The sequence below is a fragment of the Pseudomonas sp. B21-009 genome, from assembly GCF_024749345.1.
Classification (GTDB): domain Bacteria; phylum Pseudomonadota; class Gammaproteobacteria; order Pseudomonadales; family Pseudomonadaceae; genus Aquipseudomonas.
In genome coordinates this window covers 5,600,187-5,618,033 of sequence record NZ_CP087199.1, presented here as the reverse complement: position 1 = coordinate 5,618,033, position 17,847 = coordinate 5,600,187, and the positions used below count along the sequence as shown (strand labels likewise).

Annotated in this window: 17 protein-coding genes; 10 read left to right on the top strand and 7 right to left on the bottom strand. The window is 63.0% G+C overall.

What is annotated here, in order from left to right:
* Nucleotides 1–26 precede the first annotated feature (26 nt).
* Nucleotides 27–1,025: a D-cysteine desulfhydrase gene (locus LOY34_RS26005; RefSeq protein ID WP_045201145.1), complete on the bottom strand. Its 999-nt coding sequence runs from the start codon at nt 1,023–1,025 to the stop codon at nt 27–29.
* Nucleotides 1,026–1,217: 192 nt separating this feature from the next.
* Between LOY34_RS26005 and epsC the strand changes: the two genes are divergently transcribed.
* Both epsC and betT read left to right on the top strand, forming a co-directional pair.
* Nucleotides 1,218–2,150, top strand: a complete 933-nt coding sequence (epsC, locus tag LOY34_RS26000; RefSeq protein WP_045201146.1) for a serine O-acetyltransferase EpsC — start codon at nt 1,218–1,220, stop codon at nt 2,148–2,150.
* A 173-nt stretch (nt 2,151–2,323) separates the two neighbouring features.
* On the top strand, nt 2,324–4,324 hold the full coding sequence (gene betT, locus LOY34_RS25995; protein ID WP_045201147.1) for a choline transporter BetT: 2,001 nt from the start codon (nt 2,324–2,326) through the stop codon (nt 4,322–4,324).
* A gap of 66 nt (nt 4,325–4,390) precedes the next feature.
* Here betT and tauD read toward each other — a convergent pair whose 3' ends face one another.
* Genes tauD through tauA form a run of 4 tightly spaced genes read right to left on the bottom strand, consistent with a single transcriptional unit; the run spans nt 4,391 to nt 7,867 of the window.
* On the bottom strand, nt 4,391–5,224 hold the full coding sequence (gene tauD, locus LOY34_RS25990; protein WP_195885267.1) for a taurine dioxygenase: 834 nt from the start codon (nt 5,222–5,224) through the stop codon (nt 4,391–4,393).
* A 19-nt stretch (nt 5,225–5,243) separates the two neighbouring features.
* Nucleotides 5,244–6,083 (bottom strand): taurine ABC transporter permease TauC, encoded by an 840-nt coding sequence (tauC, locus tag LOY34_RS25985; RefSeq protein WP_093378363.1) that lies wholly within the window; start codon nt 6,081–6,083, stop codon nt 5,244–5,246.
* Nucleotides 6,080–6,874, bottom strand: coding sequence for a taurine ABC transporter ATP-binding subunit (tauB, locus tag LOY34_RS25980; RefSeq protein WP_195885266.1), 795 nt, complete (start codon nt 6,872–6,874; stop codon nt 6,080–6,082). Before tauB ends, tauC begins: the two co-directional genes overlap by 4 nt.
* Nucleotides 6,875–6,889: 15 nt before the next feature.
* On the bottom strand, nt 6,890–7,867 hold the full coding sequence (gene tauA / locus LOY34_RS25975; protein WP_045201151.1) for a taurine ABC transporter substrate-binding protein: 978 nt from the start codon (nt 7,865–7,867) through the stop codon (nt 6,890–6,892).
* A gap of 587 nt (nt 7,868–8,454) precedes the next feature.
* Here tauA and LOY34_RS25970 point away from each other — a divergent pair.
* The 8 genes from LOY34_RS25970 (at nt 8,455) to LOY34_RS25935 (ending at nt 15,512) form a co-directional block, all read left to right on the top strand.
* Nucleotides 8,455–9,780, top strand: a complete 1,326-nt coding sequence (locus LOY34_RS25970; RefSeq protein WP_045201152.1) for an OprD family porin — start codon at nt 8,455–8,457, stop codon at nt 9,778–9,780.
* A gap of 162 nt (nt 9,781–9,942) precedes the next feature.
* Nucleotides 9,943–10,581: a peroxiredoxin gene (locus tag LOY34_RS25965; protein ID WP_045201153.1), complete on the top strand. Its 639-nt coding sequence runs from the start codon at nt 9,943–9,945 to the stop codon at nt 10,579–10,581.
* A gap of 223 nt (nt 10,582–10,804) precedes the next feature.
* Complete coding sequence (ssuE, locus tag LOY34_RS25960; RefSeq protein WP_045201154.1) at nt 10,805–11,398, top strand: NADPH-dependent FMN reductase; 594 nt, start codon at nt 10,805–10,807, stop codon at nt 11,396–11,398.
* A 92-nt stretch (nt 11,399–11,490) separates the two neighbouring features.
* A complete protein-coding gene (locus tag LOY34_RS25955) occupies nt 11,491–12,456 on the top strand; it encodes a sulfonate ABC transporter substrate-binding protein (protein ID WP_045201155.1) in 966 nt (321 codons plus the stop codon).
* Nucleotides 12,457–12,514: 58 nt separating this feature from the next.
* Complete coding sequence (gene ssuD, locus LOY34_RS25950; RefSeq protein WP_045201156.1) at nt 12,515–13,663, top strand: FMNH2-dependent alkanesulfonate monooxygenase; 1,149 nt, start codon at nt 12,515–12,517, stop codon at nt 13,661–13,663.
* Between the two features lie 10 nt (nt 13,664–13,673).
* Complete coding sequence (ssuC, locus tag LOY34_RS25945; RefSeq protein WP_258664085.1) at nt 13,674–14,468, top strand: aliphatic sulfonate ABC transporter permease SsuC; 795 nt, start codon at nt 13,674–13,676, stop codon at nt 14,466–14,468.
* Nucleotides 14,465–15,277: an aliphatic sulfonates ABC transporter ATP-binding protein gene (gene ssuB, locus LOY34_RS25940; protein WP_093378378.1), complete on the top strand. Its 813-nt coding sequence runs from the start codon at nt 14,465–14,467 to the stop codon at nt 15,275–15,277. The genes ssuC and ssuB overlap by 4 nt, the downstream gene beginning before the upstream one ends.
* 19 nt (nt 15,278–15,296) lie before the next feature.
* Nucleotides 15,297–15,512 (top strand): molybdopterin-binding protein, encoded by a 216-nt coding sequence (locus LOY34_RS25935; protein WP_010221227.1) that lies wholly within the window; start codon nt 15,297–15,299, stop codon nt 15,510–15,512.
* A 56-nt stretch (nt 15,513–15,568) separates the two neighbouring features.
* On the opposite strand, the gene LOY34_RS25930 is transcribed toward LOY34_RS25935, so the two are convergent.
* Together LOY34_RS25930 and gshA are read right to left on the bottom strand one after the other, a co-directional pair.
* Nucleotides 15,569–16,195: a TetR/AcrR family transcriptional regulator gene (locus LOY34_RS25930; RefSeq protein WP_045201159.1), complete on the bottom strand. Its 627-nt coding sequence runs from the start codon at nt 16,193–16,195 to the stop codon at nt 15,569–15,571.
* A 1-nt stretch (nt 16,196) separates the two neighbouring features.
* Entirely contained in the window at nt 16,197–17,783 is a 1,587-nt protein-coding gene (gene gshA / locus LOY34_RS25925) for a glutamate--cysteine ligase (protein WP_045201160.1), read from the bottom strand.
* Nucleotides 17,784–17,847 lie beyond the last annotated feature (64 nt).

The following is a 17,847-nucleotide window of genomic DNA, read 5'->3' as shown; positions in this document are numbered from 1 at the left end:
TCTTATATTATTTCAAACTATATTAATTAGCCGTTCCAGACCTCAGGGTAGGCGAATAATGCCGGGGCCCCACCGGTATGCAGAAAAATCAGCGGGCCGTCATCGAATCGCTGGCGGGCAATGCCATCGAGCAGCCCGGCCATGGCCTTGCCGGTGTACACCGGGTCGAGCAGCAAGCCTTCCTGGCTGGCCAGCAGGCGGATGGCGGCGAGGGTGCCGGCATTCGGTTCGCCATAGCGCGGGGCGAAGTACTCATCCCACAATTCGATCTTGAACGTGGCCGGCAGGCGCAGGCCCAGCAGCTCGGCGGTGCGCTCGGCCAGACCCTGGACTTTCGGCCGCTGGTCTTCGTCGCTGCGCGACACGGTGACGCCGATCACCGGCAGCTTCGGCAGTTTTTCTGCCAGGGCGATGGCCAGGCCGCTGTGGGTACCGGCACTGCCGGAGGCCAGCAGCACCCCGGCGAACTGCTCGCCGCAATGTTCGATCTGTTCGGCCAGCTCCAGGCCCGCGCGGACATACCCCAGGGCACCGAGGGCATTGGAGCCGCCAATCGGCACGATGTAGGGCTTGCGGCCGCTGGCGTGCAGGCGCACGGCCAGGGCCTGCAGTTGTTCGTCGGCATTGTCGAGGTTATCGACCAGCTCGACCTTGGCGTCGAACAGCTCCAGCAACAGGCGGTTGCCGTTGTGCTGGTAGTTGAGCGAATCGGTACCGATCGGGTTTTCCAGCAAGGCTACGCAGGCCAGGCCCAGTTGCGCGGCCAGCGCCGCGGTCTGGCGCACATGGTTGGACTGGATGGCGCCTGCGGTCACCAGGGTGTCGGCGCCCTTGGCCAGGGCATCGGCGGCCAGGTATTCGAGCTTGCGCAGCTTGTTGCCGCCCAGCGCCAACGGCGTGCAATCGTCGCGTTTGACGTAGATGTCGCGGCCAGCCCAGGCCGACAGCCGATGCAGTTTTTCCAGCGCGGTGGGGGCGCCAAGCAGGTCCAGACGATTGAAGCGGGCAAGCTGTCGGTCGATCATGAGGTCACGTCGGCTAGGTAAAATTCGACTATAGGCAGCCTCGGGCAGGTGGGCAACTCCCGTGCTTATGCCGCCTTTATTGCGTTCTGGAATAAAGGGTTATTTTTTCTGTCGCAGGAAATTGCCGTAAAGTAATCGGCACTTCGGCGGCACCACCATCCACCGACCGCCGCTGCAGCAGGAGAGGTAATCGTGAGCGACAACGCGCAAACAGGGCATTGGCAGTTGCAAACCATCGTCGGCCAGCTGCGTGCCGCCCGCGACCAGTGGCGCAGCAGTAACGGGCGCAGCAGCGGCGAGCAGGGCGGCCGCGAGCTGCCGTCACGCGAGGCCATGCGCCATATTCTCGAGCAGTTGTGTGGTGCCCTGTTCCCCATGCGCCTGGGCCCGGTCGACCTGCGTGAAGAGAGCGAAGACTTCTATGTTGGCCATACCCTCGATGCCGCGCTGACCGCCTTGCTCGCCCAGGCGCGCCTGGAGCTGCGCTATGTGGCGCGCCACGGCAAGCAGGCCACGGCCGAGATCGACGCCACGGCGCTGCGCCTGATCCAGGACTTTGCCGCCGCCCTGCCAAGCCTGCGCAGCATCCTCGATACCGATGTGCTGGCCGCTTTTCATGGCGACCCGGCGGCGCGCAGCGTCGATGAAGTGCTGCTGTGCTACCCGGGCATCCTCGCGGTGATTCACCACCGCCTGGCCCACCATCTGTACCGCGCTGGCCTGCCATTGCTGGCGCGGATCAGCTCGGAGCTGGCGCATTCGGCCACCGGCATCGACATTCACCCGGGGGCGCAGATCGGCCCGAGCTTCTTCATCGACCACGGTACCGGCGTGGTGATCGGCGAAACGGCGATCATCGGCGAGCGGGTACGCATCTACCAGGCCGTGACCCTGGGCGCCAAGCGCTTCCCTGCGGACGAGGACGGGCAGTTGCAGAAGGGCCATCCGCGCCACCCGATTGTCGAGGACGACGTGGTGATTTATGCCGGCGCGACTATTCTGGGACGAATCACCATTGGCAAGGGTTCGACCATCGGCGGTAACGTCTGGCTGACCCGCAGCGTGGCGCCGGGCAGCAACCTGACCCAGGCCAATCTGCAGCATGATGACGGTACCCAGAAGTAGGCGATCCGAGGCTTGGCTTGCGGCAACGGGTCGCATCGCGACCCCCATCCATGTTTAACTTGAACGCTTGTTCAAGTTAAAACGGTGGTCCGCTGCCGGTGTTCAACAGGAGGAAACCCTTTGCTGAACCCGTTCAATCCAAGCTTCTCCCCCCTCGGCGAGGTGCACAACCAATGAGTGCACCCAGCTCCGAATCCAGCGGCAAGATCCGCATGAACCCGCCGGTTTTCTACTTCGCGGCGAGCTTTATCCTGATATTCGGCCTGGTGGTCATCAGCAACCCGCAAGCCGCTGGCGAGTGGCTGCTGGCGGCGCAGAACTGGGCAGCCAACACCGTTGGCTGGTACTACATGCTGGCGATGACCCTGTACCTGGTCTTCGTGGTGGTCACCGCCTTGTCTGGCTACGGCAAGATCAAGCTCGGTGCCGACCACGACGAGCCCGAGTTCAGCTACCTGTCCTGGGCCGGCATGCTGTTCGCCGCCGGCATCAGCATTACCCTGTTCTTCTTCTGCGTCTCCGAACCCCTGACCCACATGCTGCAGCCGCCGCAAGGCGAGGCCGGCACGGTCGAGGCCGGGCGCCAGGCCATGCAGTTGCTGTTCCTGCACTGGGGTCTGCACGGCTGGGGGGTGTTCGCCTTTGTCGGCATGGCCCTGGCCTATTTCGCCTACCGCCATAACCTGCCGCTGGCCCTGCGCTCGGCGCTGTATCCGTTGATCGGCAAGCGCATCAACGGCCCGATTGGTTACGCCGTCGACGGCTTCGGCATCATCGCCACGGTGTTCGGCCTGGGCGCCGACATGGGCTTTGGCGTGTTGCACCTGAACTCCGGCCTGGACTACCTGTTCGGCGTGCCGCACACCCAGTGGGTGCAGGTGATCCTCATCACCCTGATGATGGGCGCGGCGGTCGCGGTGGCGGTTGCCGGGGTCGAGAAGGGCGTGCGGGTGATGTCCGACATCAACATGTTCCTGGCCTGCGCGCTGCTGCTGTTCGTGCTGTTCGCCGGCCCTACCCAGCACCTGTTCAACACCCTGATCCAGAACCTCGGTGACTATCTTGGCGCCTTGCCGCGCAAGAGCTTTGACGTTTACGCCTACAACCAGGCCAATGAGTGGCTGGGCGGCTGGACGGTGTTCTACTGGGCCTGGTGGATTGCCTGGGCGCCGTTTGTCGGCCTGTTCATCGCGCGGATTTCCCGCGGCCGGACCATCCGCGAGTTCGTCTTCGGCGTGCTGCTGATTCCGCTGGGCTTCACTCTGGCGTGGATGTCGATCTTTGGTAACAGCGCGCTGTTCCAGGTGCTCGAGCACGGCATGACCGCGCTGGGCCAGTCGGCCCTCGACAACCCGTCGATGACCCTCTACCTGTTGCTGGAAACCTACCCGTGGAGCAAGGCGGTGATCGCCGTCACGGTGTTCATCAGCTTCGTGTTCTTCGTCACCTCGGCAGACTCCGGCACCGTGGTGCTCTCGACCCTCTCCGCCCGTGGCGGCAATGCCGATGAAGACGGGCCGAACTGGCTGCGGGTGTTCTGGGGCGCGATGACCGCACTGGTGACCAGCGGTTTGCTGTTCGCCGGCAGTATCGATTCGCTGAAATCGGCGGTAGTGCTCACCTCGCTGCCGTTCTCGGTGATCTTGTTGCTGATGATGTGGGGCCTGCACAAGGCGTTTTATCTGGAGTCGCAACGACAGATCGCCCAGTTGCATTCGCTGGCGCCGTTCGCCAATTCGCGGCGCGGCCGCGGTGGCTGGCGTCAGCGCCTGAGCCAGGCCGTGCACTTCCCGTCACGCGACGAGGTGTACCGCTTCATGGACGACGTGGTGCGCCCGGCGATTGCCGAAGTGACCGAGGTGTTTAGCGAGAAGGGCCTGCACGTCATCACCCAGGAAGACCCGAGCCACGACAACGTCAGTTTGAAGATCGGCCATGGCGAAGAGCAGCCGTTCATTTACCAGGTGCAGATGCGCGGTTACTTCACGCCGTCATTTGCCTTGGGCGGCCTGGGTACCCAGGAGCTGAAGAACCGTCGTTACTACCGCGCCGAGGTGCACCTGAGCGAGGGCAGCCAGGACTATGACCTGGTGGGCTACAGCAAGGAGCAGATCATCAACGACATTCTTGACCAGTACGAACGGCATATGCAGTTCTTGCATCTGGTGCGCTAAAAGCATCGCGGTCTTGCCCGCTCCCACAGTGTGGACTGCTGGGAGCGGGCAAGACCGCGATGGCTCTTAAAACGGCGCATCCCCGAGAATCGTCGCCCGGTGCATTACCCGCCGCGCCGGCCGGTAATCATCCACCGCGTAATGCTGGGTCACGCGGTTATCCCAGAACGCCACGTCGTTTTCCTGCCAGCGCCAGCGAATGGTGAACTCCGGGCGGGTCGCGTGGGCGAACAGCAGCTTGAGAATCGCCTCGCTTTCAGCCTCGCTCAGTTCGTTGATGCGGGTGGTGAAGCCCTCATTGACGAACAGTGCCTTGCGCTTGCTCACCGGGTGGGTACGGATTACCGGGTGCGACAGCGGCGGGTTGTTACGCCGTGCCGTTTCCCAGCGCGCCAGGTCCTCAGGGGTGGTGCCGAAACGCTCCAGCGGGAACGACTTGGTGAAATCATGGGTGGCGGTGAGGCCAGCCAACAGCTGCTGCAGCGGTGCCGACAGTGCCTCAAAGGCAGCAATGCCACTGGCCCACAAGGTATCGCCACCGTAGGCCGGCAGTTGCTTGGCACTGAGCACCGCACCCAGTGCCGGGGTTGGCAGGAAGGTCACGTCGGTGTGCCAGATGGCGTTGTCGCGCACGTCGGTGACGGCGGTGTCGAGCACCAGCACCTGCGGGGTTTCCGGCACATTGGGGTAGATCGGATGGATATGCAGGTCGCCAAAGCGCGCGGCGAAATCGGCCTGCTGCTGCGGGTTGATCGGCTGGTCGCGAAAGAACAGTACCTGGTGCTTGAGCAGCGCCTGTTCGATGGTGTCGCGTTGTTCTTTGTTGATTTCGCGGCTGAGGTCGATGCCGCTGATCTGGGCGCCGAGCGCCGGGCTCAGCGGGGTAATGGTCAGGCTCATGGTTGTTCTCTGTTCGTTTTCAATGGCTCTGGCCGTGCCAGGGCACCAGCTTGCGCTGCAGGGCGCGCAGGCCCATTTCCAGGGCGAAGGCAATCAAGGCGATCACCAGGATGCCCAGCACCACCACGTCGGTGACCAAAAACTGCGCCGCCGACTGCACCATGAAACCCAGGCCGCTGGTGGCGGCGATCAGCTCGGCGGCCACCAGGGTCGACCAGCCAACCCCCAGGCCAATGCGTACGCCGGTAAGAATGTCGGGCAGGGCGCTGGGCAAAATCACGTGGCGAATCAGCTGCCAACGGGTGGCGCCCAGCGACTGCGCCGCGCGCAGCCTGGTCGGGTCGACGGTGCGCACGCCAGTGGCGGTGGCAATGGCGATCGGAGCGAAGATCGCCAGGTAAATAAGCAGCACTTTCGACAGCTCGCCGATACCGCACCAGATCACGATCAGCGGCAGGTAGGCCAGGGGCGGAATCGGCCGGTAGAACTCGATCAGCGGGTCGAGAATGCCGCGGGCGATACGGTTATGGCCGATGGCGATGCCGATCGGGATTGCCGTGACAATCGCCGCGCCAAGGGCCAGGCCGATACGTTGCAGGCTGGCGCCCAGGTGCTGCCACAGGGTGGACTCCATGTAGCCCTGGGTCAGCAGCAACCAGGCCTTGCCCAGCACCGCTTCCGGCGAGGGCAAAAAAAGTGGCTCGATCCATTCGGCGGCGGTCACCGCCCACCACAGCAGCAACAGCGTGGCCAGGGTCAGGCCGCTGATCCAGCGGGTGCTCAGGCTGCGCCGGGGTTTGCTCGGCGCAGTGTGGCTGGCGGTGCGTTTGCTCGCTACCGGGACATCCAGGCTGCTCATGCGGACTCCTGCCGCGTTGCGGCACTGCGTTGGGAGAACACCCGGGCCAGCACGTGCTCGCGGGTTTCGATAAAGCGCGGGTCGGACTTGATCGAACGGGCCGACTCGCCGGCGCTGTAGCGCTGGCCAAAGTCCAGTTGCAGGCGTTCGACGATCTGCCCGGGGTTCGGCGCCAGCAACAGCAGTTCGGTGGCGAGGAACACCGCCTCTTCAATGTCGTGGGTAATCAGGAATACCGGCTTGGCGGTACGCTGCCAGACCTGCAACAGCAACTCCTGCATCTGTTCACGGGTAAAGGCATCCAGCGCGCCGAACGGCTCGTCCATCAGCAGTACCCGCGGATCGGCCGCCAGCGCCCGGGCCAGGCCCACGCGCTGCTTCTGGCCACCGGACAATTGCCAGATGCGCCGGTTGCCGAAGTCCGCCAGGTCGACCAGGGCGAGCATTTCGCGGGCCTTTTTCTCGCGGCTGGCGCGTGGCACGCCGGCCAGTTCCAGGCCGAAGGCGACGTTAGCCAGCACGTCTTGCCAGGGCAGTAGAGCATCGTCCTGGAACACCACGCCGCGCTCGGCGCCCGGACCTTGTACCGGCTCGCCGTCGAGGGTGATACGGCCACTGCTGGGCGCCACGAAACCGGCAATCAGGTTGAGCAACGAGGTCTTGCCGCTGCCCGAAGGGCCGAGGGCCACCAGCAATTGCTGCGGGCCCAGGCTCAGGTTGATATCGGCCAGCACCGGCTCGGCCGCGCCGGGGTACTGTGCGCTGATGCGCTCCAGTTGTAACAGGGCCATGGTCTGCTCCGAGTCTCAGTTGGCGATGAATTTGGCGCTGACGTAAGGCGCGTAGTCCGGCAGCACCGCTTCGACCTTGCCTTGCTCCTTGAGGAAGGTGGCGGTGTCGGTGATTGCCTGGGTGGTCGGTGCACCGAGTGCTGCGACCTGGTCGGCGGCCAGCGGGAACACGTTGCCTTGCAGCAGGCCAGGGATGTCAGCCGCCTTGGCGCCGGAGAGCTTGACCAGCTTGTCGACGTTACTCTGGTTTGCCAGCCACGCTTGCGGGTCCTTGCGGTAGTCGGCGTAGGCATCCAGGGTGACCTTGGCGAAGGCCTTGACGATCTCCGGGTGCTTGGCGGCGAAGTCCTTGCGCACGATCCAGGCATCGAAAGTCGGCGCGCCTTTTTCGGCCAACTCAGCGGAGGTGATCAGCACCTTTCCGTTTTCCTTGGCCACGCCCAGGGCCGGGTCCCAGACGTAGGTGGCGTCGATGTCGCCGCGCTTCCAGGCGGCGATGATTGCCGGTGGCGCGAGGTTGAGGATCTGTACCTTGGCCGGGTCGATGTTCCATTGCTTGAGTGCGGCCAGCAGGCTGTAGTGACCGGTGGAGACGAACGGCACGGCAATCTTCTTGCCGATCAGGTCCTGTGGCGAGTTGATGCCGGCGCCGTCGCGGGCGACCAGGGCTTCGGCTGCGCCGATCTGGGTGGCGATCAGGAAGGTTTCCACCGGCAGTTTGCGGGTCGCAGCGGCGGCCAGCGGGCTGGAGCCGAGGTAGCCGATCTGCACGTCGCCGGAGGCCACGGCGGTGATCACGTCGGCGCCGCTGTCGAATTTGCGCCAGTCGATATCGGCCTTGCTGGTTTTCTCGTAGGTGCCGTCGACCTGGGCGACTTTCGCCGGGTCGACGGTGGTCTGGTAGGCCACCGTCAGGTCGGCCGCCTGGGCAAACCAGCTGGTGCCGGCCAGGGTCAGGGCGGCGAACAGGCGCAGGGGAGCATGCAGGGTCATGGTTAACTCCTTGTCAGGCGGGCGATTGTGTTGGTGTGGGATAAGACTAGATGATCTAAGAAAGTTAAAATAAATAACTTATTAGCATTAGCTTAGGAGCCAATTGATTTAAGGCTTGCGAAAGGGGGGAGTCATCGCGGGGCAAGCCCGCTCCAGCCTATAGGCGCCATCGGCCTGGGCGACAAAAGTGACGCTGGTCAAGGTCAGGGCGCAGAGGAAACGCAATGATGGCCTGGCCATGAGGGCTACTTTGTCGAAGGGGAAGGATCGACGAAGCTAAGCGATCTAAAAAACCGCTTTGAAATATCCTTTAGGAATTAGCTTATGTGCCGATAACGGCAGCGAAGAAAAATCTTGGGTGATATTCCGTAATAATCTGAAAAATTACGAAATAAGTCTTTTTGGATTTATAGGATTGTCATTATCCTTCACCCCCACCGCTGGTGCATTAGACCAAAGTAGTGAAATGAATAGTTACGATTGACTTGACGGTCACCCTTTGGTGCTAATCGCCCATCGACGTCGAGCGGGACACAAAGATCCTGCCGTAAGCGACACACAAGAATTAGAACGTAGAGGAGCAAAACATGTACAAGTCCACCTTGGCACTTGCCGTGGCCGTTGGGGTTCTGGCCCAGCAGGCGGGTGCTGCCGGCTTCATCGAAGACAGCAAGGCAACACTGAAGCTGCGCAACTTCTATATCAACACCGACAACCGTAACCACGGTACCAACACCAGCACCAACTACCAGGAAGAATGGGGTCAGGGCTTCCAGGTCGATTACGCCTCGGGCTTCACCCAGGGCACCGTCGGCTTTGGTGTTGACGCTATTGCCCTGTTGGGCGTGCGTCTGGACTCGGGCAAGGGTCGTCATGGCAACCCGACCAGCGCCTCCTACGCCGGCTCGGTGTTCCCGACCGACAGCAGCGGTCGTGCAGTCGACGAATACTCCAGCCTGGGCCTGACCGCCAAGGCCAAGATTTCCCAGACCGAATTGCGCTACGGTACCCTGCTGCCGAAGCTGCCGGTCATTTCGTACAACGACGGTCGCCTGCTGCCGCAAACCTTCGAAGGTGGTCAGATCACCTCGAACGAGTTCAAGGACCTGACCCTGATCGGTGGTCAGATCGAGCACGTCAAAGGCCGTAACTCCAGCAACAACGAAGAAATGTCGATTGCTGGCGCCAACAACGCCCGTACCGGCAAGTTCAGCAACAAGTTCCTCTACGCCGGTGCCGACTACAAGGTCACCAAGGACCTGCTGCTGCAGTACTACTACGGCAACCTGGAAGACTTCTACAAACAGCACTTCCTCGGTGCGGTACACAACTGGGCAATTGGCCCGGGCGTGCTGAAGTCCGACTTCCGTTACTTCCACAGCACCGACGACGGCGCCAACAGCAACGATCCGGCCTACTTCACCAGCGGCTGGTACGGCAACGGCACCAAGGGCAAGGTTGATAACGATCTGTACAGCGCCCTGTTCCTCTACACCGTCCAGGGTCACACCTTCGGTGGCGGTTACCAGGTCTCCAGCGGTGACAGCGACTTCCCTTGGCTGAACCAGGGTGACGGCTCGTCCAACTACACCATCACCGACTCGCAGATCCAGAAGTTCGGCCGTGCCGGTGAGCGTACCTGGCAGGCTCGCTACTCCTACGATTTCGCCAAGGTCGGCCTGGCGGGCGCTACTGCCGGCGTCACCTACCTCAAAGGCGATAACATCGATTCGGCAATCGGTGACCGTACCGAGTGGGAACGTGATATCACCGTGGCCTACGTGGTACCGGAAGGCACCCTCAAGGGCCTGGGCATCATGTGGAAAAACGCCACCTGGCGCAGCGACATTGCCAACACCAAGGACCAGGACGAAAACCGTCTGATCCTCAGCTACTCCATCCCGCTGCTGTAAGGCGAGAAAAGCGCGCCCGCCCGGCCCTGTGCCGCGCGGGCGTTGTTTTGCCTGTTTTTTGATATTTCTGTTAGTTCTAAATAAATCGATATTTATTCTTTTTAATTTCAGCAGGAAGCAGGCACAGTGAAGCCATAACGAACCCAGCCAAGGAGCCGCACCATGAGCCTCAGACTCGGCGATATCGCCCCCGACTTCGAACAGGATTCCAGCGCCGGCAAGATCCGCTTCCACGAATGGCTGGGCGACAGCTGGGGCGTGCTGTTCTCCCATCCGGCCGACTTTACTCCGGTGTGCACCACCGAACTGGGTTTCACCGCCAAGCTCAAAGAGCAGTTCGCCGAGCGCGGAGTCAAGGCCATTGCCCTGTCGGTGGACCCGGTCGATTCGCACCACCGCTGGATCGAAGACATCAACGAAACCCAGAACACTGTCGTCAACTTCCCGATCCTGGCTGATGCCGATCGCAAGGTTTCCGACCTCTACGACCTGATTCATCCCAATGCCAGCGACACCCTGACGGTGCGTTCCCTGTTCGTCATCGACCCGAACAAGAAGATCCGCCTGACCATCACCTACCCGGCCAGCACCGGGCGCAACTTTCACGAGATCTTGCGGGTAATCGATTCGCTGCAACTGACCGACAACCACAAGGTTGCCACCCCGGCCAACTGGCAGGACGGTGACGAAGTGGTGATCGTGCCATCGCTCAAGGATGAAGACGAAATCAAGCGCCGCTTTCCCAAGGGTTACCGGGCGGTCAAGCCATACCTGCGCCTGACCCCGCAACCCAATCGTTGATCTTTAGCCATAGCAGGGAACTCGGGCCGTTTACGGCCCTTTTTTTATTCCCCTGGAGGCCGGTAGGAGCGGGCTTGCCCCGCGATGCCCCTATAGTTCCATAAAGAATAAACAAATGAAAAAATATGATTTATAGATATATGTATCGAGCTGTTAAGGTCACTCCACTCCAGCGAGAACTGCAACTCGCGGCCCTCTAGAACACGATCAAGGATGCGCTCCAATGCTGGTTGTTTCTCTCGGTGGTAGTCCCAGTCTGCGTTCGCGCTCCGGCGTCCTGCTTGAGCGCAGCCGCCAGTGGCTGCAGGGCCAGGGCGTGGAAGTGGTGACATTCCAGGTGCGCGACTTTCCCGCCGAAGACCTGCTGCATGCACGCTTCGACAGCCCCAGGGTGCAGCATTTTCTGCAGTTGGTAGAGCAGGCCGACGGCTTGGTGGTTGCCACTCCGGTGTACAAGGCTTCGTTTGCCGGTGCGCTGAAAACCCTGCTCGACCTGCTGCCCGAACGCGCCCTGAACCACAAGGTGGTGCTGCCGATCGCAACCGGCGGCAGCATCGCCCACATGCTCGCTGTGGACTACGCGCTCAAGCCGGTACTGTCTGCGCTCAAGGCCCAGGAAACCCTGCAAGGCATCTTCGCCGACGACAGCCAGATCGCCTACGGCGAAGGCAGTGCCGCCGCGCAACTGGCGCCGGCGCTGGAGCAGCGCCTGCTGGAATCGCTCGAACTGTTCCACAGCGCCCTGGCGCGTCGACCCAAACCGGTCGCCCCGGGCGTGTTGAATGAACGTCTGCTCAGTGCTCGCTGGAGCATCTGAGGCTTACCACCCGTTACCTGTAATTTCCACCTTACTCGCCCGCCAACGGGCAAGCAGGTGCAGCCTGAACCCCAACAGCAAAGGAGAGCGCTATGCGCACTGTCATTTTGCGTCGTGGTCTGGTCGCTCTGTTTGCTGCGGCTGTGTCCTTCGGCGCCATTACTCAAGCCCAGGCTGAAAGCCTGCGTATCGGTTACCAGAAGTACGGCACCCTGGTGTTGCTCAAAGCCAAGGGCACGCTGGAAAAACGCCTTGCCGCCCAGGGCGTGCAGGTGCAATGGACTGAATTTCCCGGTGGCCCGCAACTGCTCGAAGGCCTGAACGTCGGCTCGATCGACTTCGGCGTCACCGGCGAAACCCCGCCGGTGTTCGCCCAGGCCGCTGGCGCCGACCTGCTGTATGTCGCCTACGAGCCGCCGGCGCCGCACAGCGAAGCGATCCTGGTGCCCAAGGGCTCGCCGATCCAGTCGGTGAAGGAACTCAAGGGCAAGAAAGTCGCGCTGAACAAAGGCTCCAACGTTCACTACCTGCTGGTCCGCGCCCTGGAAGACGCCGGCCTCAAGTACAGCGACATCCAGCCGGTGTTCCTGCCGCCCGCCGATGCCCGCGCCGCCTTCGAGCGCGGCAGCGTCGATGCCTGGGTGATCTGGGACCCGTACCAGGCGGCTGCCGAGCAGCAGCTGCAGGCGCGCACCCTGCGCGATGGCCAGGGCATCGTCGACAACCACCAGTTCTACCTGGCGACCAAGCCTTATGCGCAAAAGCACCCTGAAGTGATCAGCGCGCTGGTCGATGAAGTGCGCGCGGTGGGCGAGTGGTCCAAGGCCAACCCGCAGGAAGTCACTGACCAGGTCGCGCCGCTGCTCGGCCTGCCGGCCGACATCACCCTGACTTCGGTCAAGCGCCAGGGCTACGGCGCTGCCTTCCTGACCCCGCAAGTGATCGCTGCCCAGCAGAAGATCGCCGACACCTTCAAGACGCTCAAGCTGATTCCCAAGCCCTTGAGCATCAAGGATGTGATCTGGACCCCGCCGGCCAAGGTCGCCAGCGCCCCTTGACGATTTGCCCGCGCCGGGGCGCCGCCCCGGTCTGCGCCACCCCTAGGAGACAACTCCAATGAGCCTCAACGTATTCTGGTTTCTTCCCACCCATGGCGACGGCCATTACCTTGGCACCGCCGAGGGCGCGCGCGCCGTCGATCACGGCTACCTGCAGCAGATTGCCCAGGCCGCCGACCGCCTCGGTTTTGGTGGCGTGTTGATTCCGACCGGGCGTTCCTGCGAGGACTCCTGGCTGGTTGCCGCGTCGCTGATCCCGGTAACCCAGCGCCTGAAGTTCCTGGTCGCGCTGCGCCCGGGGATCATCTCGCCGACCGTAGCGGCGCGTCAGGCGGCAACCCTGGATCGTCTTTCCGGTGGCCGTGCCTTGTTCAACCTGGTCACCGGCGGCGATCCGGAAGAGCTGTCCGGTGACGGCCTGTTCCTCAGCCATGAAGAGCGCTACCAGGCCTCGGTGGAATTTACCCGCATCTGGCGCCGGGTGCTGGAAGGCGAAACCGTCGACTACGACGGCCAGCACATCCAGGTCAAAGGCGCCAAGCTGCTCTATCCGCCGATCCAGCAGCCGCGTCCGCCGCTGTACTTTGGCGGCTCTTCAGAAGCGGCCCAGGACCTGGCAGCCGAGCAGGTCGAGCTGTACCTGACCTGGGGCGAGCCGCCTGCGGCGGTGGCCGAGAAGATCGAGCAAGTGCGCGCCAAGGCCGCCAAGCAAGGCCGCACGGTGCGCTTCGGCATCCGCCTGCACGTGATCGTGCGCGAAACCAACGCCGAAGCCTGGCAGGCCGCCGAGCGGCTGATCTCGCACCTGGACGACGACACCATCGCCCGCGCCCAGGCCTCGCTGGCACGCTTCGATTCGGTCGGCCAGCAACGCATGGCCGCGCTGCATGGCGGCAACCGCGACAACCTCGAAGTCAGCCCCAACCTCTGGGCCGGTGTCGGCCTGGTGCGCGGCGGTGCCGGCACGGCGCTGGTCGGCGACGGCCCAACCGTGGCCGAGCGGGTCAAGGAATACGCAGCATTGGGCATCGATACCTTCATCTTCTCCGGTTATCCACACCTGGAAGAGTCGTACCGGGTCGCCGAGCTGCTGTTCCCGCACCTGGACGTGGAGCGCCCGCAACTGCCGCAAAGCGGTGGCTACGTGAGCCCGTTCGGCGAGATGGTCGCCAACGACATCCTGCCTAAATCCTCGGCGCAGCGCTGAGGGCCGGGCCATGAGTCGTAAATCCACTCCCTGGCAGCAACGCCTGGCGCCCTGGGCGTTGCCGCTGCTGCTGTTGGCGGTCTGGCAACTGGCAGTCAGCGTCGGCTGGCTGTCGACGCGGATTTTGCCGGCGCCCAGCGCGGTATTAAGCGCTGGCGTCGAGCTGGTACGCAGCGGCGAGATCTGGACCCACCTGGCAATCAGTGGCTGGCGCGCCGGCGTCGGTTTTGTGATTGGCGGTGCCATCGGCCTGGCGCTGGGCTTTATCACCGGCCTGTCGAAATGGGGCGAACGCCTGCTCGACAGTTCGGTGCAGATGATCCGCAACGTACCTCACCTGGCGCTGATTCCGCTGGTGATCCTGTGGTTCGGCATCGACGAGTCGGCAAAGATTTTCCTGGTGGCCCTGGGCACTTTGTTCCCGATCTACCTGAACACCTACCACGGCATCCGCAACGTCGACCCGGCACTGGTGGAAATGGCCCGCAGCTATGGTTTGTCCGGCTTCGAGCTGTTTCGCCAGGTGATTCTGCCCGATGCCTTGCCGTCGATCCTGGTCGGCGTGCGCTTTGCCCTGGGCTTTATGTGGCTGACCCTGATCGTTGCCGAAACCATTTCGGCTAACGCCGGCATCGGCTACCTGGCAATGAACGCCCGCGAGTTCCTGCAGACCGATGTGGTGGTCCTGGCGATCGTTCTCTATGCCGTGCTCGGCAAGCTCGCAGACCTCGCCGCACGCGGCCTCGAGCGGGTCTGGCTGCGCTGGCATCCGGCCTATCAAGCGAGCAGGGGAGAGGGCGCATGACCATCCTCAAGGATCCACCACCACGGCTGCTGCGCGGTATTCCGCTGGCGGCGCAGAACCTGCAGAAGACCTTCGGCCAGCGCCAGGTACTGCGCGATATCGACCTGCACATTCCGGCCGGGCAGTTCGTCGCCATTGTCGGGCGCAGTGGCTGCGGCAAGAGCACCTTGCTGCGCTTGCTCGCCGGCCTCGACCAACCCAGTGGCGGCGAGTTGCTGGCAGGTTCCGCGCCGCTGCGCGAAGCCCAGGAAGACACCCGCCTGATGTTCCAGGAAGCGCGCCTGCTGCCGTGGAAGAAGGTTATCGACAACGTTGGCCTGGGCCTCTCGGGCAACTGGCGGCCACGGGCGCTGGAAGCGCTGGCAGCGGTCGGCCTGGCCGAGCGTGCCAATGAATGGCCGGCGGCCTTGTCGGGTGGCCAGAAGCAGCGCGTGGCCCTGGCCCGGGCACTGATTCACCAGCCACGCCTGTTGCTGCTCGATGAGCCGCTAGGGGCATTGGATGCCCTGACCCGGATCGAGATGCAGCAGTTGATCGAACGGCTGTGGCGCCAGCACGGCTTCACCGTGTTGCTGGTTACCCACGACGTCAGCGAGGCGGTGGCGGTAGCCGACCGGGTGATTCTCATCGAAGACGGCGAGGTGGGCCTGGACCTTATCGTCGACCTGCCACGCCCGCGGGTACGCGGCTCACACCGCCTGGCTGCACTGGAAACCGAAGTTCTCAACCGGGTTCTGTCGATTCCGGGCACACCGCCCGAGCCGGAACCTGTCGCACCTTTGCCGACGCAATTGCGTTGGGCTCTCTGACCTGTAAGGAACCAAGCAGATGACTATCAAAGCGATCAACGTACGCAACCAGTTCAAAGGCACCGTCAAAGAAATCCTCGAAGGCCCGGTATTGTCGGAAATCGATGTGCAGACCGCCTCGGGTATCGTCACCTCGGTGATCACCACCCGTTCGGTGCGTGAGCTGGAATTGACTATTGGCAGCGAGGTGATTGCCTTTGTGAAGTCGACCGAAGTGTCGATCGCCAAGCTCTGAAAATCGCGGGTCAAGCCCGCTCCCTGTAGGAGCGGGCTTGACCCGCGATGAGGCCGTCAGCGTTTAGGCAGAAAGGGCGGTAGGTACAAGCCCAGATACGCATCAAACACCCGCATCCCTTCCTCGGCCATGCGCGGCGTAATCTGCCCATGCAACTGCACCGAACGGGCATACACCCGGTCACCCAGTTCCATGGCCAGGGCAAACACATCGACATCTTCCGGTAACACCGGCAACTGGAAATGCGCGGCAAACAGCCTGTGCATCAGGTCGCCCAGCTCGATGTCGTGCTGGCGGTCAGCCTGGGTCACTTCGCTCAGGCCATGCTGGGCGAGAATCAATTGCCGGGCCGCGGCGTCTTCGTTGTAGATCACCAGCATGCGCTGCTCGACCAGGCGCGACAGGTCGTGCCAGGTGTTCAGCGCCGCTGAATCAATCGGTGCTTCAAGGCAGGCACGAAAGGCGCCGTGCACGTCGGCGGTGAGTGCTTCAAGCAACGCCGGGACACTGGCGAAGAAGTGATACACCGATGACGGCGGAATCTGCGCGCGCTCGGCCACGCTGTAAATCGACAGGCTGGCCACCCCTTCGCTGGCCAGCAGCGTGCGCGCCGCCTCGAGGATCGAATCGATCCTCGCCTGGCTGCGGGCCCGGGGTTTGCGCGGGGTAACGGTGCGGGTCATGTCAGTTGCTGATCGCCAGGATGCTCGCCTGGTAAGCGCTGACGAACAGGTCAAAATCAGCCTTGTCCTCTTCACGCTCAAGCTTGGCCTGGGCTTCCAGGGACTGGCGCGCTGCGCTTTCGAAACCTTGCTGCTGCTCGGCTGAAAGGGCCTGGGCGCGGAAGAACTCGGCATGCACCTGGCTTTGGCGCAAGGCGAAGCGGCTGAAGCTTTCCTTGTGCTCGGTCATGCTCGCCAGCACCTGCGCCGATGGCGTCAGGGCAGGGTCGCTGACCTTGGCTTTCTGCGCCTGCAGGGCCTTGGCGTGTTCGTCGCCGCCCTGGCTGCGGTCAAGCAGTTCGGCCAGTGGCGCGATGCGTTCGAGCAGCTCGTCGGCCCACTGCTTGAGCTCGACCGGCTGGCCGTCACGCTGCAGTTGCAGGCCCGGGCGGCGACCTTCCTTGACCACGCTGAGGAAGTTGCCGGTGCAGTTGCCGCATTCCTGGTTGCCCAGCAGCGGGCTGTCTTCCAGGGCGCAGAACAGCAGGAAGGCGTCGAGGAAACGCGCTTGCGGCAGGTCGATACCGGTGGGCAGGAACGGGTTGATGTCCAGGCAGCGCACTTCGACGTACTGGATGCCACGGGCCATCAGCGCCTGGATCGGCCGCTCACCGCTGTAGGTGACGCGTTTGGGGCGAATGTTGGAGTAGTACTCGTTTTCGATCTGCAGGATGTTGGTGTTCAGCTGAACCCACTCGCCATCCTTGTGCGTACCGATCTCGACATAGGGCGCGTACGGCGTGGCCACCGCCTTGCGCAGGCTGTCGGTGTAGCTGGCGAGGTTGTTGTAGCACGGCGTCAGGCCGGCCTGGGCGTTGCTCTGGTAACCCAGGTCGCTCATGCGCAGGCTGGTGGCGTAGGGCAGGTACAGGGTGTCGGCGTCGAACTGCTCAAGCTGGTGCGGGCGGCCACGCAAGAAGCCGGCATCCAGGGCCGGCGAGGCGCCGAACAGGTACATCAGCAGCCAGCTGTAGCGACGGAAGTTGCGGATCAGGGCGATGTAGGCCGACGACTGATAGTCGCGATCATCCACCGTGCTGTGTTCCGCTTCGCGCAGCAGCGGCCAGAGTTTTTCTGGCAGCGAGAAATTGTAGTGAATCCCGGCGATGCACTGCATGGTGCGGCCGTAGCGCAGGGCCAGGCCCTTGCGGTAGACGTACTTGAGCTGACCGATGTTGGAGGTGCCGTACCAGGCGATCGGAATGTCTTCCTCGGCCGGCAGCGGGCAGGGCATCGACGGGCTCCAGAGGAACTCGTTGCCAAGCTTGGTATAAGCGAAGCGGTGGATGTTCTCCAGGCTTTCGAGGGTCTGCGCCGGGTCGGCCAGGGCTGGGGTGATGAACTCCAGCAGCGACTCCGAGTAGTCCGTGGTGATCTGCTCGTGGGTCAACGCCGCGCCCAGGGCTTCGGGGTGCGGAGTCTGGGCCAGACGACCTTCCTCGGTCACACGCAGGCATTCACGCTCGATGCCGTGCAGGCACTGCTTGAGCAGGGAGAGGTTGTCGCCTTGGCCGAGCAGGCTCAGGCGGCGGTTGAGAAGTTCGCTCAAGATGGATTCCTTCACGCGTCAGTCGCCCCAATATGGGGGTAGAGATGACGGTCTACAAGGGTGG

Excerpts from the sequence above, each read along its gene's own strand:
- LOY34_RS26005 (WP_045201145.1), bottom strand. The coding sequence starts at position 1,025 with ATGATCGACCGACAGCTTGCCCGCTTCAATCGTCTGGACCTGCTTGGC.
- ssuB (WP_093378378.1), top strand. The coding sequence starts at position 14,465 with ATGACCATCCTCAAGGATCCACCACCACGGCTGCTGCGCGGTATTCCG.
- LOY34_RS25965 (WP_045201153.1), top strand. The coding sequence starts at position 9,943 with ATGAGCCTCAGACTCGGCGATATCGCCCCCGACTTCGAACAGGATTCC.
- LOY34_RS25955 (WP_045201155.1), top strand. The coding sequence starts at position 11,491 with ATGCGCACTGTCATTTTGCGTCGTGGTCTGGTCGCTCTGTTTGCTGCG.
- LOY34_RS25930 (WP_045201159.1), bottom strand. The coding sequence starts at position 16,195 with ATGACCCGCACCGTTACCCCGCGCAAACCCCGGGCCCGCAGCCAGGCG.
- ssuD (WP_045201156.1), top strand. The coding sequence starts at position 12,515 with ATGAGCCTCAACGTATTCTGGTTTCTTCCCACCCATGGCGACGGCCAT.
- tauA (WP_045201151.1), bottom strand. The coding sequence starts at position 7,867 with ATGACCCTGCATGCTCCCCTGCGCCTGTTCGCCGCCCTGACCCTGGCC.
- tauB (WP_195885266.1), bottom strand. The coding sequence starts at position 6,874 with ATGGCCCTGTTACAACTGGAGCGCATCAGCGCACAGTACCCCGGCGCG.
- tauD (WP_195885267.1), bottom strand. The coding sequence starts at position 5,224 with ATGAGCCTGACCATTACCCCGCTGAGCCCGGCGCTCGGCGCCCAGATC.
- LOY34_RS25935 (WP_010221227.1), top strand. The coding sequence starts at position 15,297 with ATGACTATCAAAGCGATCAACGTACGCAACCAGTTCAAAGGCACCGTC.
- ssuC (WP_258664085.1), top strand. The coding sequence starts at position 13,674 with ATGAGTCGTAAATCCACTCCCTGGCAGCAACGCCTGGCGCCCTGGGCG.
- betT (WP_045201147.1), top strand. The coding sequence starts at position 2,324 with ATGAGTGCACCCAGCTCCGAATCCAGCGGCAAGATCCGCATGAACCCG.
- ssuE (WP_045201154.1), top strand. The coding sequence starts at position 10,805 with ATGCTGGTTGTTTCTCTCGGTGGTAGTCCCAGTCTGCGTTCGCGCTCC.
- tauC (WP_093378363.1), bottom strand. The coding sequence starts at position 6,083 with ATGAGCAGCCTGGATGTCCCGGTAGCGAGCAAACGCACCGCCAGCCAC.
- LOY34_RS25970 (WP_045201152.1), top strand. The coding sequence starts at position 8,455 with ATGTACAAGTCCACCTTGGCACTTGCCGTGGCCGTTGGGGTTCTGGCC.